We start from the raw sequence: 16,637 nt of genomic DNA on the forward strand, positions 1-16,637 counted from the left end.
GTGCAGCTCGGTTTATGCCTGTGAGGACCAACCTCTGTCCGCCCACCGCGCGCGCGCCCATTTCTGGAGATGACAGCCATGTCCCATTTCGAACCCTCTCTCATGCAGGCCGTGCGGGATCGGTTTGCCCATGTTGACAGCTGTCCCTTTGAAGGGCCGCGGGTGTTTTTCGAGAATGCCGGCGGGGCGCTGACGCTCAACAAGGTGGTGGAGACATCTGCCAGATTTGCCGCGATCCCCGACAATCAGGGGCGCGACAATCCCGCCGCCCATGCGCTTGTGGCGCTGATCGACAAGGCCAAGGCGGATATGCGCGTGCTCTTCAATGCGCCCGAGGGTCAGTTCTTTGTGGGTGAAAGCGGCACGGAGTTGCTCTTTCGCCTGATCCGGACGGCCATCGTGGGCACTGCGGGGGGCCATGTTCTGGGCTCGACCGTTGAGCATCCCGCCACGCGCAGCGCCTGCGCGAAATGGGCCCAGACCATGGGCAAGGCACATGTGTTGATCGCGCATGACGATGCCACAGGCGCTGTCGAGGCTCAGGCCTATGCCGCACAGGTGACGCCTGAGACACGGGTGGCCACGATCCTGCATACCTCTCCTGTGACAGGCATGGGCATGGATGTGGCAGCGATCAGCCGGGCGATCCGGGCGGTTGCGCCGGAGAGCTTCATCATCGTTGACGGCATCCAGCACGCCGCACATGGCCGGCTCGATATCGCGAGCTATGACATCGATGGCTATGTCGTCTCACCCTACAAATGCTTCTCCCGCCATGGCTATGGCGTGGCCTGGGCGTCGGACAGGCTCCATGCCCTGCCGCATGAGCACCTGTTGGGCGCGCCCGGTAACCCCTGGGAATTCGGCACTCGGGATACCGGCGCCTACGTGACCTTTTCCGATGTGGTTGATTACTTTGACTGGCTGGGCGGCGAGGTCTCCGGGGAGACGGACCGCCGCGCGCGGATCGTAGCGGCCGGAGAGGCCATCCACGCCCATGAAGCGGCGCTGAGTGAGGCGATGATCCACGGCACGGGCAATCTTAAGGGCTTGGCCGATATGCCGGAAATCACGCTGATCGGCGGGGTGGACAACCCGCGCCGTGAAGGGCTCGTCTCGATTGCAGTTCAGGGCATGGATGCGCCAGACGTGGTCACGGCGCTGCGCGCGCGCGGCATTCGCACGCATACGCGCAAGGCCGATCACTACTCAGGCAATATTCTGGACCCGCTGGGCCTGCCCTCGGTGGTGCGGGTCTCCATGTGTCACTACAATTCGCAAGCGGAGGTGGCGCAATTTTTGCAGGCCATCCGTGAGATCGTGGACGGCTTGGCCTAGACCAATGATCCCGCGCACCTTAGCGCGCGCTTTGCCTCAGTGCACATGCGCCGCCCAGAAATGCCCGGCATTGGCAGCCAGTTTGTCGTGCAGTTCCGTGGCATCCATGGGCGCGCCGAAGAGAAACCCCTGCAGGTAATCACATCCCATGTCGGCCGCCGCGCGGGCCTGAGCCTCGGTCTTGATGCCTTCTGCGACGATGCGCAGCCCGAGGCTCTTGCCGATGCCAACCATGGAGGCGGCCAGCTTGCGGGAGGTTTCGCTTTCGAGGATGGGATCGATGAACTGCCGGTCAATCTTGAGCACGGAAGGCTGGATTTGCAGCAGGCCCTGCACCGAGGCGTGGCCCGTGCCGAAATCATCCACGGCGATGGTCACACCCAGCTCGTTCAGCTCACTGACGGCCCAACGCACCACATCGCTCATGCGCTCCAGAGAGACCGTTTCCAGTATTTCGACGATCAGCCGCTTTGGATCGATGCCCGAGCTTTTGATGTCATGAATGAACGTGGGATCGGCGAGACGGGCCGTGGACACATTGATCCCGATCCGGGGCAGATCCACGCCTGAGGCATCAAAGACATCCAGTGTATCGCGCAGATGCCCAAAGACGATCTCGTCAATGGTTTTGACAAAGCCGAGATTGGCGGCTGTGGCCAGAAACGTGTCAGGCGCCAGAAGCCCCAGCTCCGGATGCGGCCAGCGCACAAGCACTTCGGCGCTGTACATCTTGCCGGTTTCCACGTCGATCAAAGGCTGGAAGTAGGGCACGAAGGCGCGCGTCTCGCAGGCGTTGCGCAGATCACCGGCCAGGCGCCTCGTCGCGAGGGATGCGGCGTGCATGTCCTCGGTGAAATAGGACCAGCGCTTCTTGCCCTGCGACTTGGCGTGATAAAGCGCAGAATCCGCATCCGCGACGACGCGTTCGGGATGTTCTGTGCTGCGTGTGGCCATGGCGACGCCTACGCTTGTCGAGCACATGACGTTGCGATCTCCCAGAAGGTAGGGGCCCTGGGTCTTGCGGACGATGTCATCGGCGAGTTTGCTCACATCCAGCGCGCTTTCGCTGAGCCGTTTGAAAATGACGAATTCATCACCGCCCAACCGCGCCACAAAATCCTCCGGCTCCGCCAGATCGCGCAGGGCTTGGGCGAATTGCGTCAGCAGCTGATCACCCGCCTGATGGCCCAGCGTGTCATTGATGAGTTTGAAATCATCCAGATCAATGTAGAAAACAGCAAATTCCTTGCCGTTCTGGCGCAGCCGCGCTGTCCAGCTTTGCAATTCCACCTCGAAATGGCGGCGGTTGGAGATCCCTGTCAGGTAGTCCTCCTGGGATTCCCGCGACACGACACGCGCCAGATCGCGCAACCGTTTGTTTTCCTTCTCCAGATGCCGGATCTTCTGGGCAAAAACGTCCCACCGGCTGTGGTCCTGGCCATCGCTCGCGTCCGGTCTGGCGGTGGGATCCTTTGGCGCCTTTTGCTGCACGTCCGTCACTTCGATGAGCGAGCACAGCCACCAACGGTCGCCCGTCTCGGTATCGGTCAGCGGCGTCCACGTGATCTGCTGCCACATCAGATCGCCGTTCTTGCGGTTGTTCAGAACGGTGACCGAGAAATGTTCCCAGTTCATGAGCTTTTCGATCATGATCAGATGCTGGCCCTGCGCCATCTGCTCTCCGATGAGGAGCGAGCCGCGCTCTCCGATTATGTCGCTGGCGTCATACCCTGTGACCTTGGTGAAAGCGGCGTTGCACCATTGAAAAATGAAGATCGCGCCATCGTCAGGGTCCGCGCGCCCCAGCGCGAGCCCTTCGATGCTCTTGTCTTTGATCTGCTCAATGATATTGGCCGGTACCATAATGCCTCCGCAGAACCATACAACGGCCTCTGCCACAACACTTTTTTTGAGACAATCTGATGCGGTTTAGCGGCGTTTGCAGGGCGTCATTTCCGCGGGTCGAACGGCAGGATATCGCAATTGTCCGGCTGGATTCCCGTCAGGGCGCGGATGAAATTGCCGTGGGTGACAATCGCGGTGGACCGTGTGCCGCTTTCCTGCAGGAACTGCGCATAGGCGTCGGCGCGCGCTTGCAGGATAGCGTCTGATTCAACCGATATCCCCCGGTGGTCCTTCTCTTCATCATGCCACCAGCAGGTCTCCAGATGATCAAAATCGTGATGGGGATACTCCCGCGCCAGCTCTTGTGGCGTGCGCCCGACATCACAGCTGTTGGTCAGCTGTTCGCGGACACGTGCATCGATGCGCACAGGCAGGCGTTGGCCGAAAATCAGATGAGCGGTTTGCAGCGTCCGGGTCAATGGTGAGACGATAACCTGTTCGATATCAAGCGCTTGGACAGCCTCGCGCGCCCTGAGCGCCTGCGTCTCGCCAAGGTCCGTGATGGGGGCGTCAAAGATCATGGGGTCGGGCTTGGTGCGGTCATAGACGGCGTTGAAGGCCGATTGCGCATGGCGGATCAGGTAAATGGTCACGGGGGCATCAACTCATCTGTTGTGATGGCGCCACCATCGCAAACCTCAGCGCAGCGTCAAGGTGGTGCGGGTCAGCATGCCTTCCGCGGTCGAATACGAGCGGGAGAAGGTCGCCAGTTCCGCAGCAGACAGGGAGCTCTCGATGGCCAGCGCAGTCCGGGCGGGCATCGTGGTGTATTCGGCAAAGCCGCCATCGCGCTCTGAGCCGAACGACCCGGTCTTGTCGAGGTTAGTTGGATCCTTTGCATCACGGAGCCAGCAATCGGAGATGATCCGCTGCCCCACGCGCGCCGCGTCTACGCCTGCGCCCAAGGAGAATGTGTCTCATGGAGGTCATCGGCAGGGTCCGGTCGGACCTTTCGCCTATCCCACCATTGGCTTTGTCGACATGGTCACATGAAATCGTGCTTTGTTCAGTCTCGACGTCCCACGACCCGGAGACGCGCTTTGACATTGATCCCGAGGTCTTCAAGTTTGAGCCCAACGGCGTGCTTGCGCGGACGTGGCAATTCGGATGGCGCCTGTCCGATGTCTCTGCGCGCATCAACTGGTGGCCGGGCGCGGGTCGTATTATGACATTGGGTAAGACGCTGAAAAGAGCGGCCGTGCGGTGCAGGACAGGGAGACACATGTGCAAGAGGACATCCAACGCATAGCATCGGTGCAACGCCGAGTGTCATCCCGGGGCGGCTGGCCGGAACCGCTGTCCGTTGATCCTCAGCGGGGCGTGACTTCGCAACATCCTGTCTTGCATTGGCAGCGCAGGATGCGGGAGGCGATCTATGGCGGGCTTTGATGGGCGCTGTGCCTGTGGCGCCTTGCGCTATCGCACCAAGGGCTCGCCCTTCTGGTCCATGCATTGCCATTGCGAGAGCTGCCGCCGCGCGACGGGATCGCCCGTGACCAGCTTTTTCGGCATGGGCCGCGGGCAGGTCACATGGGAGGGCACACGCAGCTTCTTCAACTCCTCGCCAGGTGTGACGCGCGGGTTTTGCGCCCAGTGCGGCACGCCCATGCTTTATATGAGCACCCGGTGGCCCGGGGAGGTGCATCTCTATGCCGCCACTCTCGATGATCCCGCGCGCTTTCAGCCGACCGCGCATGTGCATTGGGCGGAACGGCTGGACTGGCTGACTGTGCAGGATGACCTGCCCAAACACGCGGGCGCGGCCCCATAATCAGCCCCGTGATCATCCCTGTGATCTACCCGATAAAGAACCCTGCGATCAAAGGCTGCGCCCGCACGGCCCCATGCGTTACAGATTTCAAAGACAGACAACCAAAAAGGACAGAGCCATGAGCACATTTGACGAGGATCTCTTCCTCAAGGGGTTGGAGCAGCGAAAGGCCACGCTCGGCGCGGCCTATGTCGAGAAGAACCTTGCCGCCGCCGATGAATTCACGCGACCCTTTCAGGAAGCCATGACAGCGTGGTGCTGGGGCTTTGGCTGGGGCGACGATGTGATCGATCCCAAGACGCGCTCCATGATGAACCTCTCCATGATTGGTGCGCTGGGCAAGATGCATGAGTGGGAAATCCACTGCCGGGGCGCGATCAATAACGGGGTCTCGCCCGAGGAGATCCGGGCGATCATCCATGTGGTGGGCATTTATTGCGGTGTGCCGCAAGCGCTGGAATGTTTCCGGGTGGCGCGCAAGGTGCTGGAAGAGGGCTGAGCCGCGCCCCTCGGTCTCTGGGACTCTGGGCTTGTGGCCCCGCGCCTGCGCGCCCAAGATATGCAACACCACCCACGGGAGCCGAAAGCATGGAAATGAATTTCACCATCGGGGACGAGCGTCTTGCGCTCACGCTGGACCGTCTTGTCGTGGCAGGCTGGACCGGGCGCAACATGGAGGCCGTGCAACATCACATCGATGAGCTGGCCGCCATTGGCATTGCGCCGCCCAGTGCCGTGCCGCTTTATTATCGTGTCTCCAATGGCCTCATGACGCAGGCGTCGGGCATCGACGTGTTGGGGCCGGGCACGTCGGGCGAGGTGGAGCCCCTGCTTTTGCGCGCGGGCGGGGTGACCTATCTCGGGCTGGCCTCTGACCATACGGACCGCGATCTGGAGCGCCATTCCGTGGCGGCCTCCAAACAGGCCTGCGCCAAGCCTGTGGCCGCCGAGCTCTGGGCGTTTGAGGAGGTTGAGGGCCATCTCGAGGACATCATCCTGCGCTGTTTCATCGAGGAAGACGGGCGCGAGGTGCTCTATCAGGAGGGCACAATCGCGGGCATCCGGCCGTTTGCCGAGCTCTGCGCCGGGGCGGGGTTTGAGGACAGGACAGCCATGCTCTGCGGGACCTTTGCGGCCCTTGGCGGGGTGCGCCCGGCCAGCCGCTACCGGATGGAGATGGTCGATCCGGTGACGGGCAAGACAATCACGCTGAGCTATGAGGTAACCACGTTGCCCATCATCGCGTGAGCCGCGCTCACTCGTAGAGGCATCCGTGGATCAGGTTCTCGCGCATGAGCCGCTGCTCCAGTGAGCCGCGTGCGACGGCAATTTGCGCAAGATACGCGGCGCTTTGCGCGTGATGCGCCCGCGCGGCGGTGATGGCCTCTGCGCTGGTCACAGCGGCGAAGCGCAGGCTCTGGCCCGCGCGGTGCTGCGCCAGCCGGTCGGTGTCGCACGACAGGATTGTGGCGATCTTGGGGTAGCCGCCCGTCGTTTGGTGATCGGCCAGAAGCACAGTCGGCACACCATCACCCGAGACCTGCACCGAGCCCCGCACAATGGGCTCGGACGGGATCGACAACGCGCCGTCGAGCGCCAGCGTGGGCCCTGTGAGGCGCATGCCCATCCGGTCATAGGCATCGCTGACCTTGTAGGTGCTGGTGGTGAAGCTGGCCACGGCATCATCGGCGAAGTGCTGATCCTGCGGGCCTGCAACCACGCGAATGGGCCCGGACGAGAGATGCTCTGGCTGCGCGATGTCGCCCAGCCTGTCGTCCCTGACATCGGCCTGCGACAGGGTGATCCGCGTGCCGCTCTGCACAGCGCCGCCGCCAAAGCCCGAGGTCGAATGGGTGGCCCTTGCGCCCAACCAGGGCGCCACATCGATCTGACCGGCGAAGGCCAGATAGGCCCAGCTCCCGGCCTTGCCCGCTGTGATTGAGAGGCGTTCGCCCTTCTGGATCGTCAGCACGCTCCAGGAGCGCAGCTTCCGGGTGCCTAGCTGGACCACGAAATCACCGCCCGTGATCGCCAGCGTTACGGGCCCTTCGGTGCATTGCACCACAAGCCCGCCCAGCGAAATCTCAATGGCGGTCTGCCCGGGGGGGTTGCCCAGAGCCGCATGGGCGGCCTCAAAGGACAGGCGGTCCATCGGGCCGGAAGCGGCCACACCGTAGCGCATATTCCCCGGTCGGCCTGCATCCTGAAAGGTCACGAGCGGCCCGGCGAACGAGACGGTGAAGGCGGCGTCAGACATCCCGGGCCTCCTTGCTCAAGGCCTCAAAACGCGCCTGATCGATCCGCTCAAAGACCACCCGGTCACCCACATCGAAAAGGAAAGGACGGTCGGGATCGCCGGTGAGCACCGAGGTGGGCGAACGCCCGATAATGGACCAGCCCGTGGGCATCACAAGCGTGGTTACAAGGCATTGCGGCCCCGCGATAATGACGGACCCGGCGGCCACATCGCGCAACGGTTGCAATTTGCGCGGCACCTGGATCGCCTTTGGGACGCCTGAGAGATAGGCATAGCCCGGCGCGAAGCCATACATCAGAACCTGAAAATTACCCGTCAGATGCGCGTTGATCACGGCCTCTTCCGTCAGCCCCGTGGCCTGCGCGACAGCACCCAGATCAGGGGCAAACGGGGCCTCGTAGCAGACATGCACCTTGCGCTCGATACCGCTCGCGCTTTGCGCCTCCAGGCCCTTCAGGCAATCGCGCACCCCGGCCTCAAGCGCGGTGTGGTCGGTGGCCATCGGATCAAAGGAAATCAACAGATTAACAAGCGCGGGCACCGTCTCGATCACACCGGGCAGGGCGGCGTCCGCCAGTCGCCCGTCCAGTGCCAGCACATGCGCATGGGCCGCCTCGGAGATCTCGTCCGCGAAAGTGACCAAAAGGGCATGATCCGCGATGGCCTTGAACTGCGCGTCCATTTCGCGTCTCAGCCCTCGTCGAACCGGGCAATGCGAACGCCCTGCGCGCTCAGCCGGGCGTGGATCTCGCGCGCCATGGCCACCGCGCCGGGGCTGTCGCCATGCACGCAGATCGATTGCGCCGCAAGCGGGATTGGATCGCCGTCGATTACCGGCATCAGCCCGCTTTCAAGAAAGGCCAGCAAGCGCTTGGCGGCCTCGCCCGCATCATGGATCATCGCGCCCTCCTGTCCGCGCGGAACAAGCTGGCCGGAGGAGAGATAGCCGCGATCGGCGAAGATCTCGGAATAAACGGGCGCGCCTGCCTCGCGCGCGGCCTGTTCGCTCTGGGTGCCGGAGATGGCGAGGATGGCGAGCGTGGGGTCGATCTTCTGCACGGCGGCGATGATGGCATCGGCCACATCTCGGTCCCGCGCCGCGAGATTGCCCAAGGCGCCATGGGGTTTGACGTAGGTCACAGGGATGCCCACCTGCGCGGCAATCCCTTGAAGCGCGCCGATCTGGGCGGCACACATGCGCCCGATCTCCCCGGGCGACATGGGGATTACCCGGCGGCCAAAGCCCTCGCGATCATTGTAGCCGGGATGCGCGCCCACATTCACGCCGCGGGCCTTCGCGAGGCTCAAAGTCTCAAACATCGTCTCGGGATCGCTCGCATGGCCGCCACAGGCCACATTGGCGGAGGTCACGATGGAGAGCATCTCCGCATCGTCGCCCATGGACCATGGCCCAAAGCCTTCGCCCAGATCGGAATTGAGATCGATACGCATGGCCGTCCCCCTATTGCAGCGCGTTGGGCAGGAAGAGCGCGATGCTCGGGAAGGCGATCAGCAGGAACGCCATGGCCAGCATCGTCAGGCAATAGGGCAGCGCCCCCAGCATGACTTCGTTCAGGCTGCCCGATTTGCGCGCGCCCTGCACCACATAGAGGTTGAGGCCAACAGGCGGGGTGATCAAGGCCATTTCGATGAGCACGATCATCAAAATGCCGAACCAGATCACGTCATAGCCTTGCGCCACCACAAGCGGCACGATGATCGGGATCGTGACGACCATGAGCGAGAGCGTTTCAATGAAAAAGCCCAGCACGATGTAGAGCACGACCACGACGAGGATCGTCTTGAGCGGCGTGAGGCCCAGCCCGGTCATGAATTCCGTGAGCTCGCGGCCAAGGCCTGCCGAGGCCAGCGTGAAGTTGAGGAACGACGCGCCGATCACGATCAGCATGATCATTGAGGTGATCTTGACCGTGCCCGTGAGGCTCTGGACCAGCATCGACCACGAGACCCCGCCAAAGACCAGAGCAATGACCAGCGCACCCGCGACGCCCACGGCGGCCGCCTCCGTGGGCGTGGCCCAGCCGCGATAGATCGAGCCCACGATCAGGCCAAAGAGGATCAGGATCGGGATCAGGTCAATCAGCGCGCGCAGCATCTGCGGGAAGGGGAAGGTCCGCCGCTGCCCGCCAAGGTCCGGCTTGATCAGGCAGATGAGCGCCGTGATGACCATGAACGCCAGCGCCAGAGCGATGCCGGGAACAAGCCCCGCCAGAAAGAGCTGCGGGATCGAGGATTGTGTGAGGAAACCGTAGACAATGAGGTTGATCGAGGGCGGGATCATGATGCCCAGCGTGCCGCCCGCCGCGATGGCCCCTGAAAAGAGCTTGGGGTCATAGCCCAGCTTTTCGGCCTGTGGCATGGCGACAGTGGCCACGGTCGCAGCCGTCGCCACGGATGAGCCGGAGGTGGCCGAAAACATCGTGGCCGTCGCCACATTGGCATGCACGAGGCCTCCCGGAAGCCAGGAGACCCAACGATCCAGCGCCGCATAGGTCCGCGCGGCCACACCGCTGCGCACGAGGATCTCGCCCAGGAGAACGAAGAAGGGGATCGCGATCAGCGTCGCCGAATTGGAGGAGGACCAGACCATGTTGCCAAGCCCGCGCGTGAGCGGGAAGCTGGAGAAAAAGGTATCGACGCCAAATCCCAGCAGGAAGAGCACAATCCCCACCGGGATCGAGAGCGACAGCAGGCCCAAAAGCCCGACAGAGACATAGCCGATCATTGCAGGCTCTCCTGTTCGGCAAAAGCGCCTACGATGGCCTCGGTCTCCGCATGGCGGCGCTTGAGCAGGAGGCTCAACGCGGCCAGCGTCGTCAGGCTCGACATAACGGCAAACCAGACCCAGCCCGCAAACCACGGCAGCTGCACCAGCGCCAGCGGCGTCTCCAGCGGCGTATTGGCGCGCGAGCCATTGGTGAGCGAGCGCTCGACCACGGGCCAGGCCTTGATCGCGATGGTGATGATCACGCCCGACATCACGATCATTGAGAAGACATCAAAGAGCGCGCGGCCAAAGCTCTGAAACCGGGTGCGCACCAGATCGATGCGCACATGGCCCAGCTCCAGCAGCGTGTAGGACATGCCCCAGGAGGTCGCGAGCGCCATGGCGTAGCCCGCGATCTCCTCGGTGCCGCCCAGCGACGTCCCGGTCTGGCGCAAGATGATATCGGTCAGAACGAAGCCCGCGCAGAGCAGCAGGCCAAAGCCCACGATCAGCGCGACGCCCCTGTTGAGCGCCCGGAGGCTGTCGATCATCTTGCGTTCCATGACGGGCGCTCCATTGCCTGCAGGCGTTTACTTGATGCTCACGCCGACAACTTTGCCGACACTGTCATTCCAGCGCGCCGCCCAATCGCCGCCCGCGCGCTCGGCCCATTCGGGCAGCACTTCGCCGGTCAGGATATCGCGGGCGCGGTCAAAGTCCGCATCGCTCACTTCAACAAGCGTCATGTCGCGCGCCTCGCCTGCGGGGCAGTCGCCATTGCCCGTGAGGCAGGCGATGTCATTGACCAGTGCGTTCTGTGCGCTGGCCCATGCGGGGTCTTCGAAACCGCTGGCGATCTCGCTTTGGATCAGCGTCTGCTTGTCCGCGCCGAGGCTGTTCCACTTGTCGAGGTTCATCGCGGTGACGACGGAATCCCAGCCGCCCAGCGGGATCGGCAGCAGATGGGTCGAGACTTCCCACCAGCCCGCGCTGTAGCCCGAGCCTGCGCCTGTCACGGCGCAATCCACAACGCCGTTTTGCAGGGCTCCGGGCACTTCGGAGAAGGAGACGTTCACGCCCTCCGCGCCAAGCGCTTCGAGCAGTTTCGCCGTCATCCGGCCTGAGGCCCGCACCTTGAGGCCTTCCAGATCGCCCAGATTGGCAATCTCATGGTTGCAGAAAACGACCTGCGGCGGATAGGGCGCGATGGCCAGAACGTGGGAGTTGAAGCGGTCGCGGTAGATGTCTGCGACCATCGGGCGGGCCGCATCGACCATGGCGCGGGCCTCATCTGCACTCAGCGCCAGAAGCGGCACGTCGAGCCCTTCGAGCTCCGGCGCATCGGCCACGGCGTAATCGGCCACCGTCATGGCCACGTCATAGACGCCCTGACCCAGCAGCGGGTAAATGTCGCCCAGCCCGAGGCTCATCTGGTTGTGCGTCGTGAGCTCGACCGTCAGATCACCGCCCGAGGCCTCCGGCAGAGCCGTGCCCCAGAAGGGCGCTTCATATTGCTTGTGCAGCGGCAGGCTGGACCAGCTGCCCACGACCGAGAGGGTCTCTGCAAACGCGGGCGCGGCCAGTGCGGTGCTTGCGGCGAGAATGGCAAGTGTCTGTTTCATTTGGGTAAACTCCTTGTTGGCTCGTTTTATGAATGGGTCAGGATCGGGGTTTCGGCATCTTCGGCCACATCCGCGATCAGCATGTGACCGGGCGAATGGGTGATGCAGAGCGGCAGCTTTGCGGCAAGCAATACGTTCTGGGGTGTCACCCCGCAGGCCCAGAAGACCGGAACCTCGCCGGGATGGATATCAACGGCGTCGCCCCAGTCAGGTTGTGAGAGATCGGCTATGCCAATGGCCGCGGGATCTCCCACCGCAATGGGCGCGCCATGGGCCTGGGGAAACCGGCGGCTGATCTCGCGCGCCGCCTCGACCTGGCCCTCGGGAATGGGCCGCATCGTGACAACCATCTGCCCGCCAAAGCGCCCGGCGGGCACAAGATCGATAGTGGAGCGATACATCGGCACATTCCGCCCGGTCTCCACATGGCGCACCGGAATGCCCGCCCGCTGCAAGGCGTTCTCAAAGGTAAATGAGCACCCCAGTGCCACGGTCACGAGATCATCGCGCCACACATCGGAAATGTCGGTCAGTTCCTCGCTCAGCGCCCCATCCCGGAAGACGCGGTATTTTGGAACATCGGTGCGGATATCGATATCGTAGCCCAGCGTCGGCAAGCTTGGATCGCCGCTATCGCTGACCCCCACGATGGGGCAGGGCTTGGGGTTGCGCTGGCAAAAGCGCAGGAAATCCAGCGCATGGGCCTCAGGCAAAATGGCGAGATTGCATTGCAACTTGCCCGCGGCCAGACCCGCCGTATGCCCCGCGTATTGCGCGCCGCGCACGGCCGCGCGGACCTCGGAGGCCGAGGCAGACACCAGATCGGAATGTAGACGTGCTGACATCGTGGCATGGCCCCCCAAACCTTCGCCCTCAAGACCTTTGAGAGGGAGCATCACATGGGAAAAGCACATCAATCAAATTATCAATTTGTATCAAGAGTGATAGATAAATTTGATGTCACCGATTGTGCTGCGCGTCCCAGGCCTCGGCCACGTCGCGGGCCATCGCCGCACTGTTTTCTACGAGAAAGCTCCGCGGCTCCGACAGGTACGAGGCCGTGAAGGCCAGGGGCTGTGGCTGAAATCCGGGTTCAAATTCAACGATTTGTCCGGCATCCAGATAGGCCTGCGCCAAGGCACGCGGATAAGCGCCCACGGCGATTCCCGCCGCAATCATCTTGAGGCTCGCGGAGAGCGACGCAGAGGCATAGACCCGCAATTTTGGCCCCACGCGGCGCGACAGCGCCGACATCAACTCGCGGTAGGGGCGGGTCTGGCTCGAATAGGAGATCACCGGGATCTCGGCCAGGTCTGTCTGCGGATTGGCGCTCGCGCGATACCAATGCAGATCAAAGGACGGCAGCTCGACGTTTTCCACAGTGAACTCCGAAACCGGCCCCATCAGGAGCGCCAGATCGAGCTTCCGCTCGAGGAGCGCGGCGCGCAGGTTGAGCGAGATATCCACAGTCAAATCCACATTCACACGCGGGTAGTGCTCATTGAAAGCCTTGAGAAAATCCGGCAACCAGGCTTGCGCGATGGTCTCGGACGCGCCCACGCGAAAGAGCCCTTCGGCCTCGGAAGGATTGGCCACACGGGCTTTGATCTCTTCTTCCACAAAGAGCATCTGCTCGGCATATGAGAGAAGCAACGTGCCCTGTTTGGTCAACACAAGCGCGCCGGGGCCGCGCTCGAAAAGCGGCACACGCAGCTCGTCTTCAAGATTGGCAATGCGTGTCGAGACGGCGGGCTGCGAGAGGTTGAGCCGCTCCGCCGCGCGGCGAAACCCGCCGAGCCGGGCCACCCAGAGGAAGGTCTTGAGTTGGTCAAAGGTCATGGGTGATCCATAAAAGCGATCAGCTTTCAGGGAAACCTATAACCTCAAGCTTGAGAGCATGGGGTCAAAAATTCACCCGATCCGCCCCCTTGAGCGCCAGCCGCGCGCGGGCCTCTGCGGGCGTGGCCACATCGAGGCCCAGGTTTTCGATGATCGTCCTGATTTTCGCCACCTGTTGGGCGTTGGACGTGGCCAGCTCGCCCTTGCCGATGAACAGGCTGTCCTCCAACCCGACGCGCAAATTGCCGCCGCGCATGGCGGCCTGTGTTGCAAAACGCATCTGATGGCGGCCCGCCGCCAGAACGGACCATTCGTAATTCTCCGGGCCAAAAAGCTTGTCGGCTGTATTGTGCAGATGGGTCAGGTGATCGGCATCGGCGCCCATGCCGCCCAGAATGCCAAAGACCATCTGGATGAAGAACGGCGGCTTGATGATCCCCTGATCGACAAACCATTTCACGTTATACAGATGGCCCAGATCGTAACATTCGAACTCGAATTGCGTGCCATGCTCACCGCCCAGCTTTTCAATGGCGTAGCGGATCGTCTTGAACGTATTGGGGAAAATGAAATCCTCGGTCATCTCCAGGAACTCACGCTCCCAGTCAAATTCAAACTCGGTGTAGCGCTGGAGCATCGGGAAAATGCCGAAATTCATCGACCCCATGTTGAGCGAGGCCATCTCGGGGCTCGTTGACGTGGCGGCGCGCAACCGGTCATCCATGCTCATGCCAAGCCCGGCGCCCGTCGAGATGTTGATGACGGCATCGCTCGCCTGTTTGATCACAGGCAGGAATTGCTGAAAGAGCTCTGGCCGCGGATCGGGCTTGCCGGTCTCGGGGTGGCGGGCATGCAGGTGAATGATCGAGGCGCCAGCGTCTGCCGCTTCAATGCTGGCGGTGGCAATTTCGGCCGGCGTCACGGGCAGGTGGGGCGACATGCTGGGCGTGTGGATGCCGCCGGTGGGCGCGCAGGTGATGATCACGGATTTCGGCATGGGCATTCCTTGTGCAGATGGGCTTGATCCCGCGCGGGCGGGCGCAAGAAAGTGCCACGTGTGACAACACAAGCGTGGTATCCCGGACCGGTCTGGTCAATACTTGGTTAACCCCGAATGGAGACCCAGCATGACCAAGAGACCCCTTTTTGCCGCCGCAGCCACTGCCGCAACCCTCGCCGCCGCAGGCGCGGCACAGGCCGAGTGTGGCGCTGTATCGATCAGCGAGATGGACTGGGCGTCCTCTGCCGTGGTGACCCATGTGGCGGATTTCATCCTGACCAACGGCTATGGCTGTGAGGTCAGCCGCGTGCCCACGACGACCGTCCCGGCCATGACATCGCTGGCCGAGACAGGCGCGCCCGACGTCGTGACGGAATTGTGGACGATCTACACGCCGATTTACTTTGAGCTGCGCGATGCAGGCAAAGTCGTCGAGTTGGCCAAAGTGCTCTCTGACGGTGGCGTTGAAGCGTGGTGGATCCCGCAGTACCTGGCGGAGAAACATCCCGAGTTGACAACGCTTGAGGGCGTTTTGGCGAACCCTGAGCTTGTGGGCGGCCGGTTTCACGACTGTCCGGTGGGCTGGGGCTGTGATGTCACCAACCTCAGCAATTTGACGGCGGCAGATGCCTTGGGCTCGGGGCTTGAGCGTTTCCAGCACGGCTCGGGCGAGACGCTGGCGACGTCAATTGCTTCGGCTTTTGAGGCTCAGGAGCCGTGGTTCGGCTATTACTGGGCGCCGACCTCCGTGTTGGGCCGCTACCCGATGGTCGAGGTCAAGACGGCGGGGTATGACGAGGCGCTGCACACCTGCAATTCGACGCCGGGTTGCGAGGAGATTGGCCTGTCCGCCTATCCGCCCGCCGATGTCGTGACAACCGCGAGCGCGGCCTTTGTCGAGCGGGAGCCGGAGGTGGCCGAGTTCTTCCGTCAGATGAGCTACACCAATGCGCAGATGAACGAGGTTCTGGCCTGGCAGGACGACAATGGCGCGTCTTACGAGGAGGCGGCGGTCTATTTCCTGACGTCTTACAAGGATGTTTGGTCAAACTGGCTCAACGATGCCGCGCGCGAAAACCTCTCGGCGCTGTTGAAGTAAATCCCCGCGCCCAATTGGACAAAAAAGCCGGCCTCACGGGGCCGGCTTTGGTTTTTGTTGCAGGCGGATTGAGCCTTAGCTCACTGTCTCCGGCAGCACCCAATCGGCGCGCGGGAAGTGGCAGGTGTAGCCATTGGGGAAGCGCTCGAGGTAGTCCTGATGCTCGGGCTCGGCCTCCCAGAAATCGCCCACGGGCTCCACTTCTGTGACCACCTTGCCCGGCCAGAGGCCCGAGGCATTCACATCGGCAATCGTGCGCAGGGCCTCGGCCTTCTGGTCCTCATCCACGTAGTAGATCGCGGAGCGATAGGACATGCCCACATCATTGCCCTGCCGGTTCAGCGTTGTCGGATCGTGGATCTGGAAGAAGACCTCCAGCAGCCGCCGGTACGTGATCACTGCCGGATCGTAGATGATCTCGATCCCCTCCGCATGGGTGCCATGGTTGCGATAGGTCGCATTGGGCACATCGCCCCCGGTATAGCCCACACGGGTGGAGATGACGCCCGGAAGCTTGCGGATCAGATCCTGCATCCCCCAGAAACATCCCCCCGCCAGAACAGCGCGTGCATCGCTCATGTCACATCCTCCACTTGATCGAGATACGCCCCATAGCCTTCCGCCTCCATATCATCGCGGTGCACAAAGCGCAGCGAGGCGGAGTTGATGCAATAGCGCAGGCCGCCGCGATCCGTCGGCCCATCAGGGAAGACATGGCCCAGATGGCTGTCGCCATGTTTGGAGCGCACTTCGGTGCGGATCATTCCGTGGCTCAGGTCGCGGTGCTCGGTCACATTGTCGATGGGCTTGGTAAAGCTGGGCCACCCGCAGCCGCTCTCGTATTTGTCGGCGCTCGCAAACAGCGGCTCACCGGAGACGATATCGACGTAGATCCCCGGCTCCTTGTTGCCGAGATACTTGCCCGTCCCGGGCCGCTCCGTCCCGCTCTCCTGCGTCACGTGATACTCGACAGGGTCCAGCGTCGCGATCACATCGGGGTTCTTTTCATATTGGGTCATGGGAGCCCTCCGTCTTGGTTCTCAGAGTAAATGGGCCGCGCGCGCCAAAATCAAAGCGT

Annotated in this window: 19 protein-coding genes; 5 read left to right on the forward strand and 14 right to left on the reverse strand. The window is 62.5% G+C overall.

The window, feature by feature from the left end; all coding sequences use genetic code 11:
• The first annotated feature begins 78 nt into the window (after positions 1 to 78).
• Entirely contained in the window at positions 79 to 1,338 is a 1,260-nt protein-coding gene (locus tag ACP15S_RS16375; RefSeq protein ID WP_425040701.1) for an aminotransferase class V-fold PLP-dependent enzyme, read from the forward strand.
• Between the two features lie 36 nt (positions 1,339 to 1,374).
• Here ACP15S_RS16375 and ACP15S_RS16380 read toward each other — a convergent pair whose 3' ends face one another.
• From ACP15S_RS16380 to ACP15S_RS16390, 3 genes are all read right to left on the reverse strand, one after another.
• Complete coding sequence (locus tag ACP15S_RS16380) at positions 1,375 to 3,201, reverse strand: EAL domain-containing protein (RefSeq protein ID WP_425040702.1); 1,827 nt, start codon at positions 3,199 to 3,201, stop codon at positions 1,375 to 1,377.
• Positions 3,202 to 3,287: 86 nt separating this feature from the next.
• Positions 3,288 to 3,836: a histidine phosphatase family protein gene (locus ACP15S_RS16385; RefSeq protein ID WP_425040703.1), complete on the reverse strand. Its 549-nt coding sequence runs from the start codon at positions 3,834 to 3,836 to the stop codon at positions 3,288 to 3,290.
• Between the two features lie 45 nt (positions 3,837 to 3,881).
• Positions 3,882 to 4,148, reverse strand: coding sequence for a hypothetical protein (locus tag ACP15S_RS16390; protein ID WP_425040704.1), 267 nt, complete (start codon positions 4,146 to 4,148; stop codon positions 3,882 to 3,884).
• A gap of 470 nt (positions 4,149 to 4,618) precedes the next feature.
• Between ACP15S_RS16390 and ACP15S_RS16395 the strand changes: the two genes are divergently transcribed.
• The 3 genes from ACP15S_RS16395 to ACP15S_RS16405 all read left to right on the forward strand — a co-directional run bounded on the left by ACP15S_RS16395 (position 4,619) and on the right by ACP15S_RS16405 (position 6,262).
• Positions 4,619 to 5,014 (forward strand): GFA family protein, encoded by a 396-nt coding sequence (locus tag ACP15S_RS16395; RefSeq protein WP_425040705.1) that lies wholly within the window; start codon positions 4,619 to 4,621, stop codon positions 5,012 to 5,014.
• Between the two features lie 118 nt (positions 5,015 to 5,132).
• Positions 5,133 to 5,513, forward strand: a complete 381-nt coding sequence (locus ACP15S_RS16400) for a carboxymuconolactone decarboxylase family protein (RefSeq protein ID WP_425040706.1) — start codon at positions 5,133 to 5,135, stop codon at positions 5,511 to 5,513.
• A 95-nt stretch (positions 5,514 to 5,608) separates the two neighbouring features.
• A complete protein-coding gene (locus tag ACP15S_RS16405; RefSeq protein ID WP_425040924.1) occupies positions 5,609 to 6,262 on the forward strand; it encodes a DUF2848 domain-containing protein in 654 nt (217 codons plus the stop codon).
• A gap of 7 nt (positions 6,263 to 6,269) precedes the next feature.
• Here the strand turns inward: ACP15S_RS16405 and ACP15S_RS16410 are convergent, their stop codons facing one another.
• From ACP15S_RS16410 to ACP15S_RS16450, 9 genes are all read right to left on the reverse strand, one after another.
• Entirely contained in the window at positions 6,270 to 7,271 is a 1,002-nt protein-coding gene (locus ACP15S_RS16410) for a biotin-dependent carboxyltransferase family protein (RefSeq protein ID WP_425040707.1), read from the reverse strand.
• Complete coding sequence (locus tag ACP15S_RS16415; RefSeq protein ID WP_425040708.1) at positions 7,264 to 7,953, reverse strand: 5-oxoprolinase subunit B family protein; 690 nt, start codon at positions 7,951 to 7,953, stop codon at positions 7,264 to 7,266. Before ACP15S_RS16415 ends, ACP15S_RS16410 begins: the two co-directional genes overlap by 8 nt.
• A gap of 8 nt (positions 7,954 to 7,961) precedes the next feature.
• Complete coding sequence (locus tag ACP15S_RS16420; RefSeq protein WP_425040709.1) at positions 7,962 to 8,723, reverse strand: LamB/YcsF family protein; 762 nt, start codon at positions 8,721 to 8,723, stop codon at positions 7,962 to 7,964.
• Between the two features lie 10 nt (positions 8,724 to 8,733).
• Positions 8,734 to 10,017, reverse strand: coding sequence for a TRAP transporter large permease (locus ACP15S_RS16425; protein WP_425040710.1), 1,284 nt, complete (start codon positions 10,015 to 10,017; stop codon positions 8,734 to 8,736).
• Complete coding sequence (locus ACP15S_RS16430) at positions 10,014 to 10,562, reverse strand: TRAP transporter small permease subunit (RefSeq protein WP_425040711.1); 549 nt, start codon at positions 10,560 to 10,562, stop codon at positions 10,014 to 10,016. Before ACP15S_RS16430 ends, ACP15S_RS16425 begins: the two co-directional genes overlap by 4 nt.
• Positions 10,563 to 10,589: 27 nt before the next feature.
• On the reverse strand, positions 10,590 to 11,621 hold the full coding sequence (locus ACP15S_RS16435; RefSeq protein WP_425040712.1) for a TRAP transporter substrate-binding protein: 1,032 nt from the start codon (positions 11,619 to 11,621) through the stop codon (positions 10,590 to 10,592).
• A 26-nt stretch (positions 11,622 to 11,647) separates the two neighbouring features.
• On the reverse strand, positions 11,648 to 12,466 hold the full coding sequence (locus ACP15S_RS16440; protein ID WP_425040925.1) for a putative hydro-lyase: 819 nt from the start codon (positions 12,464 to 12,466) through the stop codon (positions 11,648 to 11,650).
• Between the two features lie 115 nt (positions 12,467 to 12,581).
• Complete coding sequence (locus ACP15S_RS16445) at positions 12,582 to 13,460, reverse strand: LysR family transcriptional regulator (protein ID WP_425040713.1); 879 nt, start codon at positions 13,458 to 13,460, stop codon at positions 12,582 to 12,584.
• Between the two features lie 64 nt (positions 13,461 to 13,524).
• A complete protein-coding gene (locus tag ACP15S_RS16450; protein WP_425040714.1) occupies positions 13,525 to 14,457 on the reverse strand; it encodes a 3-keto-5-aminohexanoate cleavage protein in 933 nt (310 codons plus the stop codon).
• A gap of 130 nt (positions 14,458 to 14,587) precedes the next feature.
• Here ACP15S_RS16450 and ACP15S_RS16455 point away from each other — a divergent pair, with 130 nt between their 5' ends.
• Positions 14,588 to 15,559, forward strand: coding sequence for an ABC transporter substrate-binding protein (locus ACP15S_RS16455; protein ID WP_425040715.1), 972 nt, complete (start codon positions 14,588 to 14,590; stop codon positions 15,557 to 15,559).
• A gap of 75 nt (positions 15,560 to 15,634) precedes the next feature.
• Here the strand turns inward: ACP15S_RS16455 and msrA are convergent, their stop codons facing one another.
• Complete coding sequence (gene msrA / locus ACP15S_RS16460) at positions 15,635 to 16,138, reverse strand: peptide-methionine (S)-S-oxide reductase MsrA (protein ID WP_425040716.1); 504 nt, start codon at positions 16,136 to 16,138, stop codon at positions 15,635 to 15,637.
• Positions 16,135 to 16,578, reverse strand: a complete 444-nt coding sequence (msrB, locus tag ACP15S_RS16465) for a peptide-methionine (R)-S-oxide reductase MsrB (protein WP_425040717.1) — start codon at positions 16,576 to 16,578, stop codon at positions 16,135 to 16,137. The genes msrA and msrB overlap by 4 nt, the downstream gene beginning before the upstream one ends.
• Positions 16,579 to 16,637 lie beyond the last annotated feature (59 nt).

The sequence above is a fragment of the Primorskyibacter sp. S187A genome, from assembly GCF_049800955.1.
Taxonomy (GTDB): Bacteria; Pseudomonadota; Alphaproteobacteria; order Rhodobacterales; family Rhodobacteraceae; genus JAKVBH01.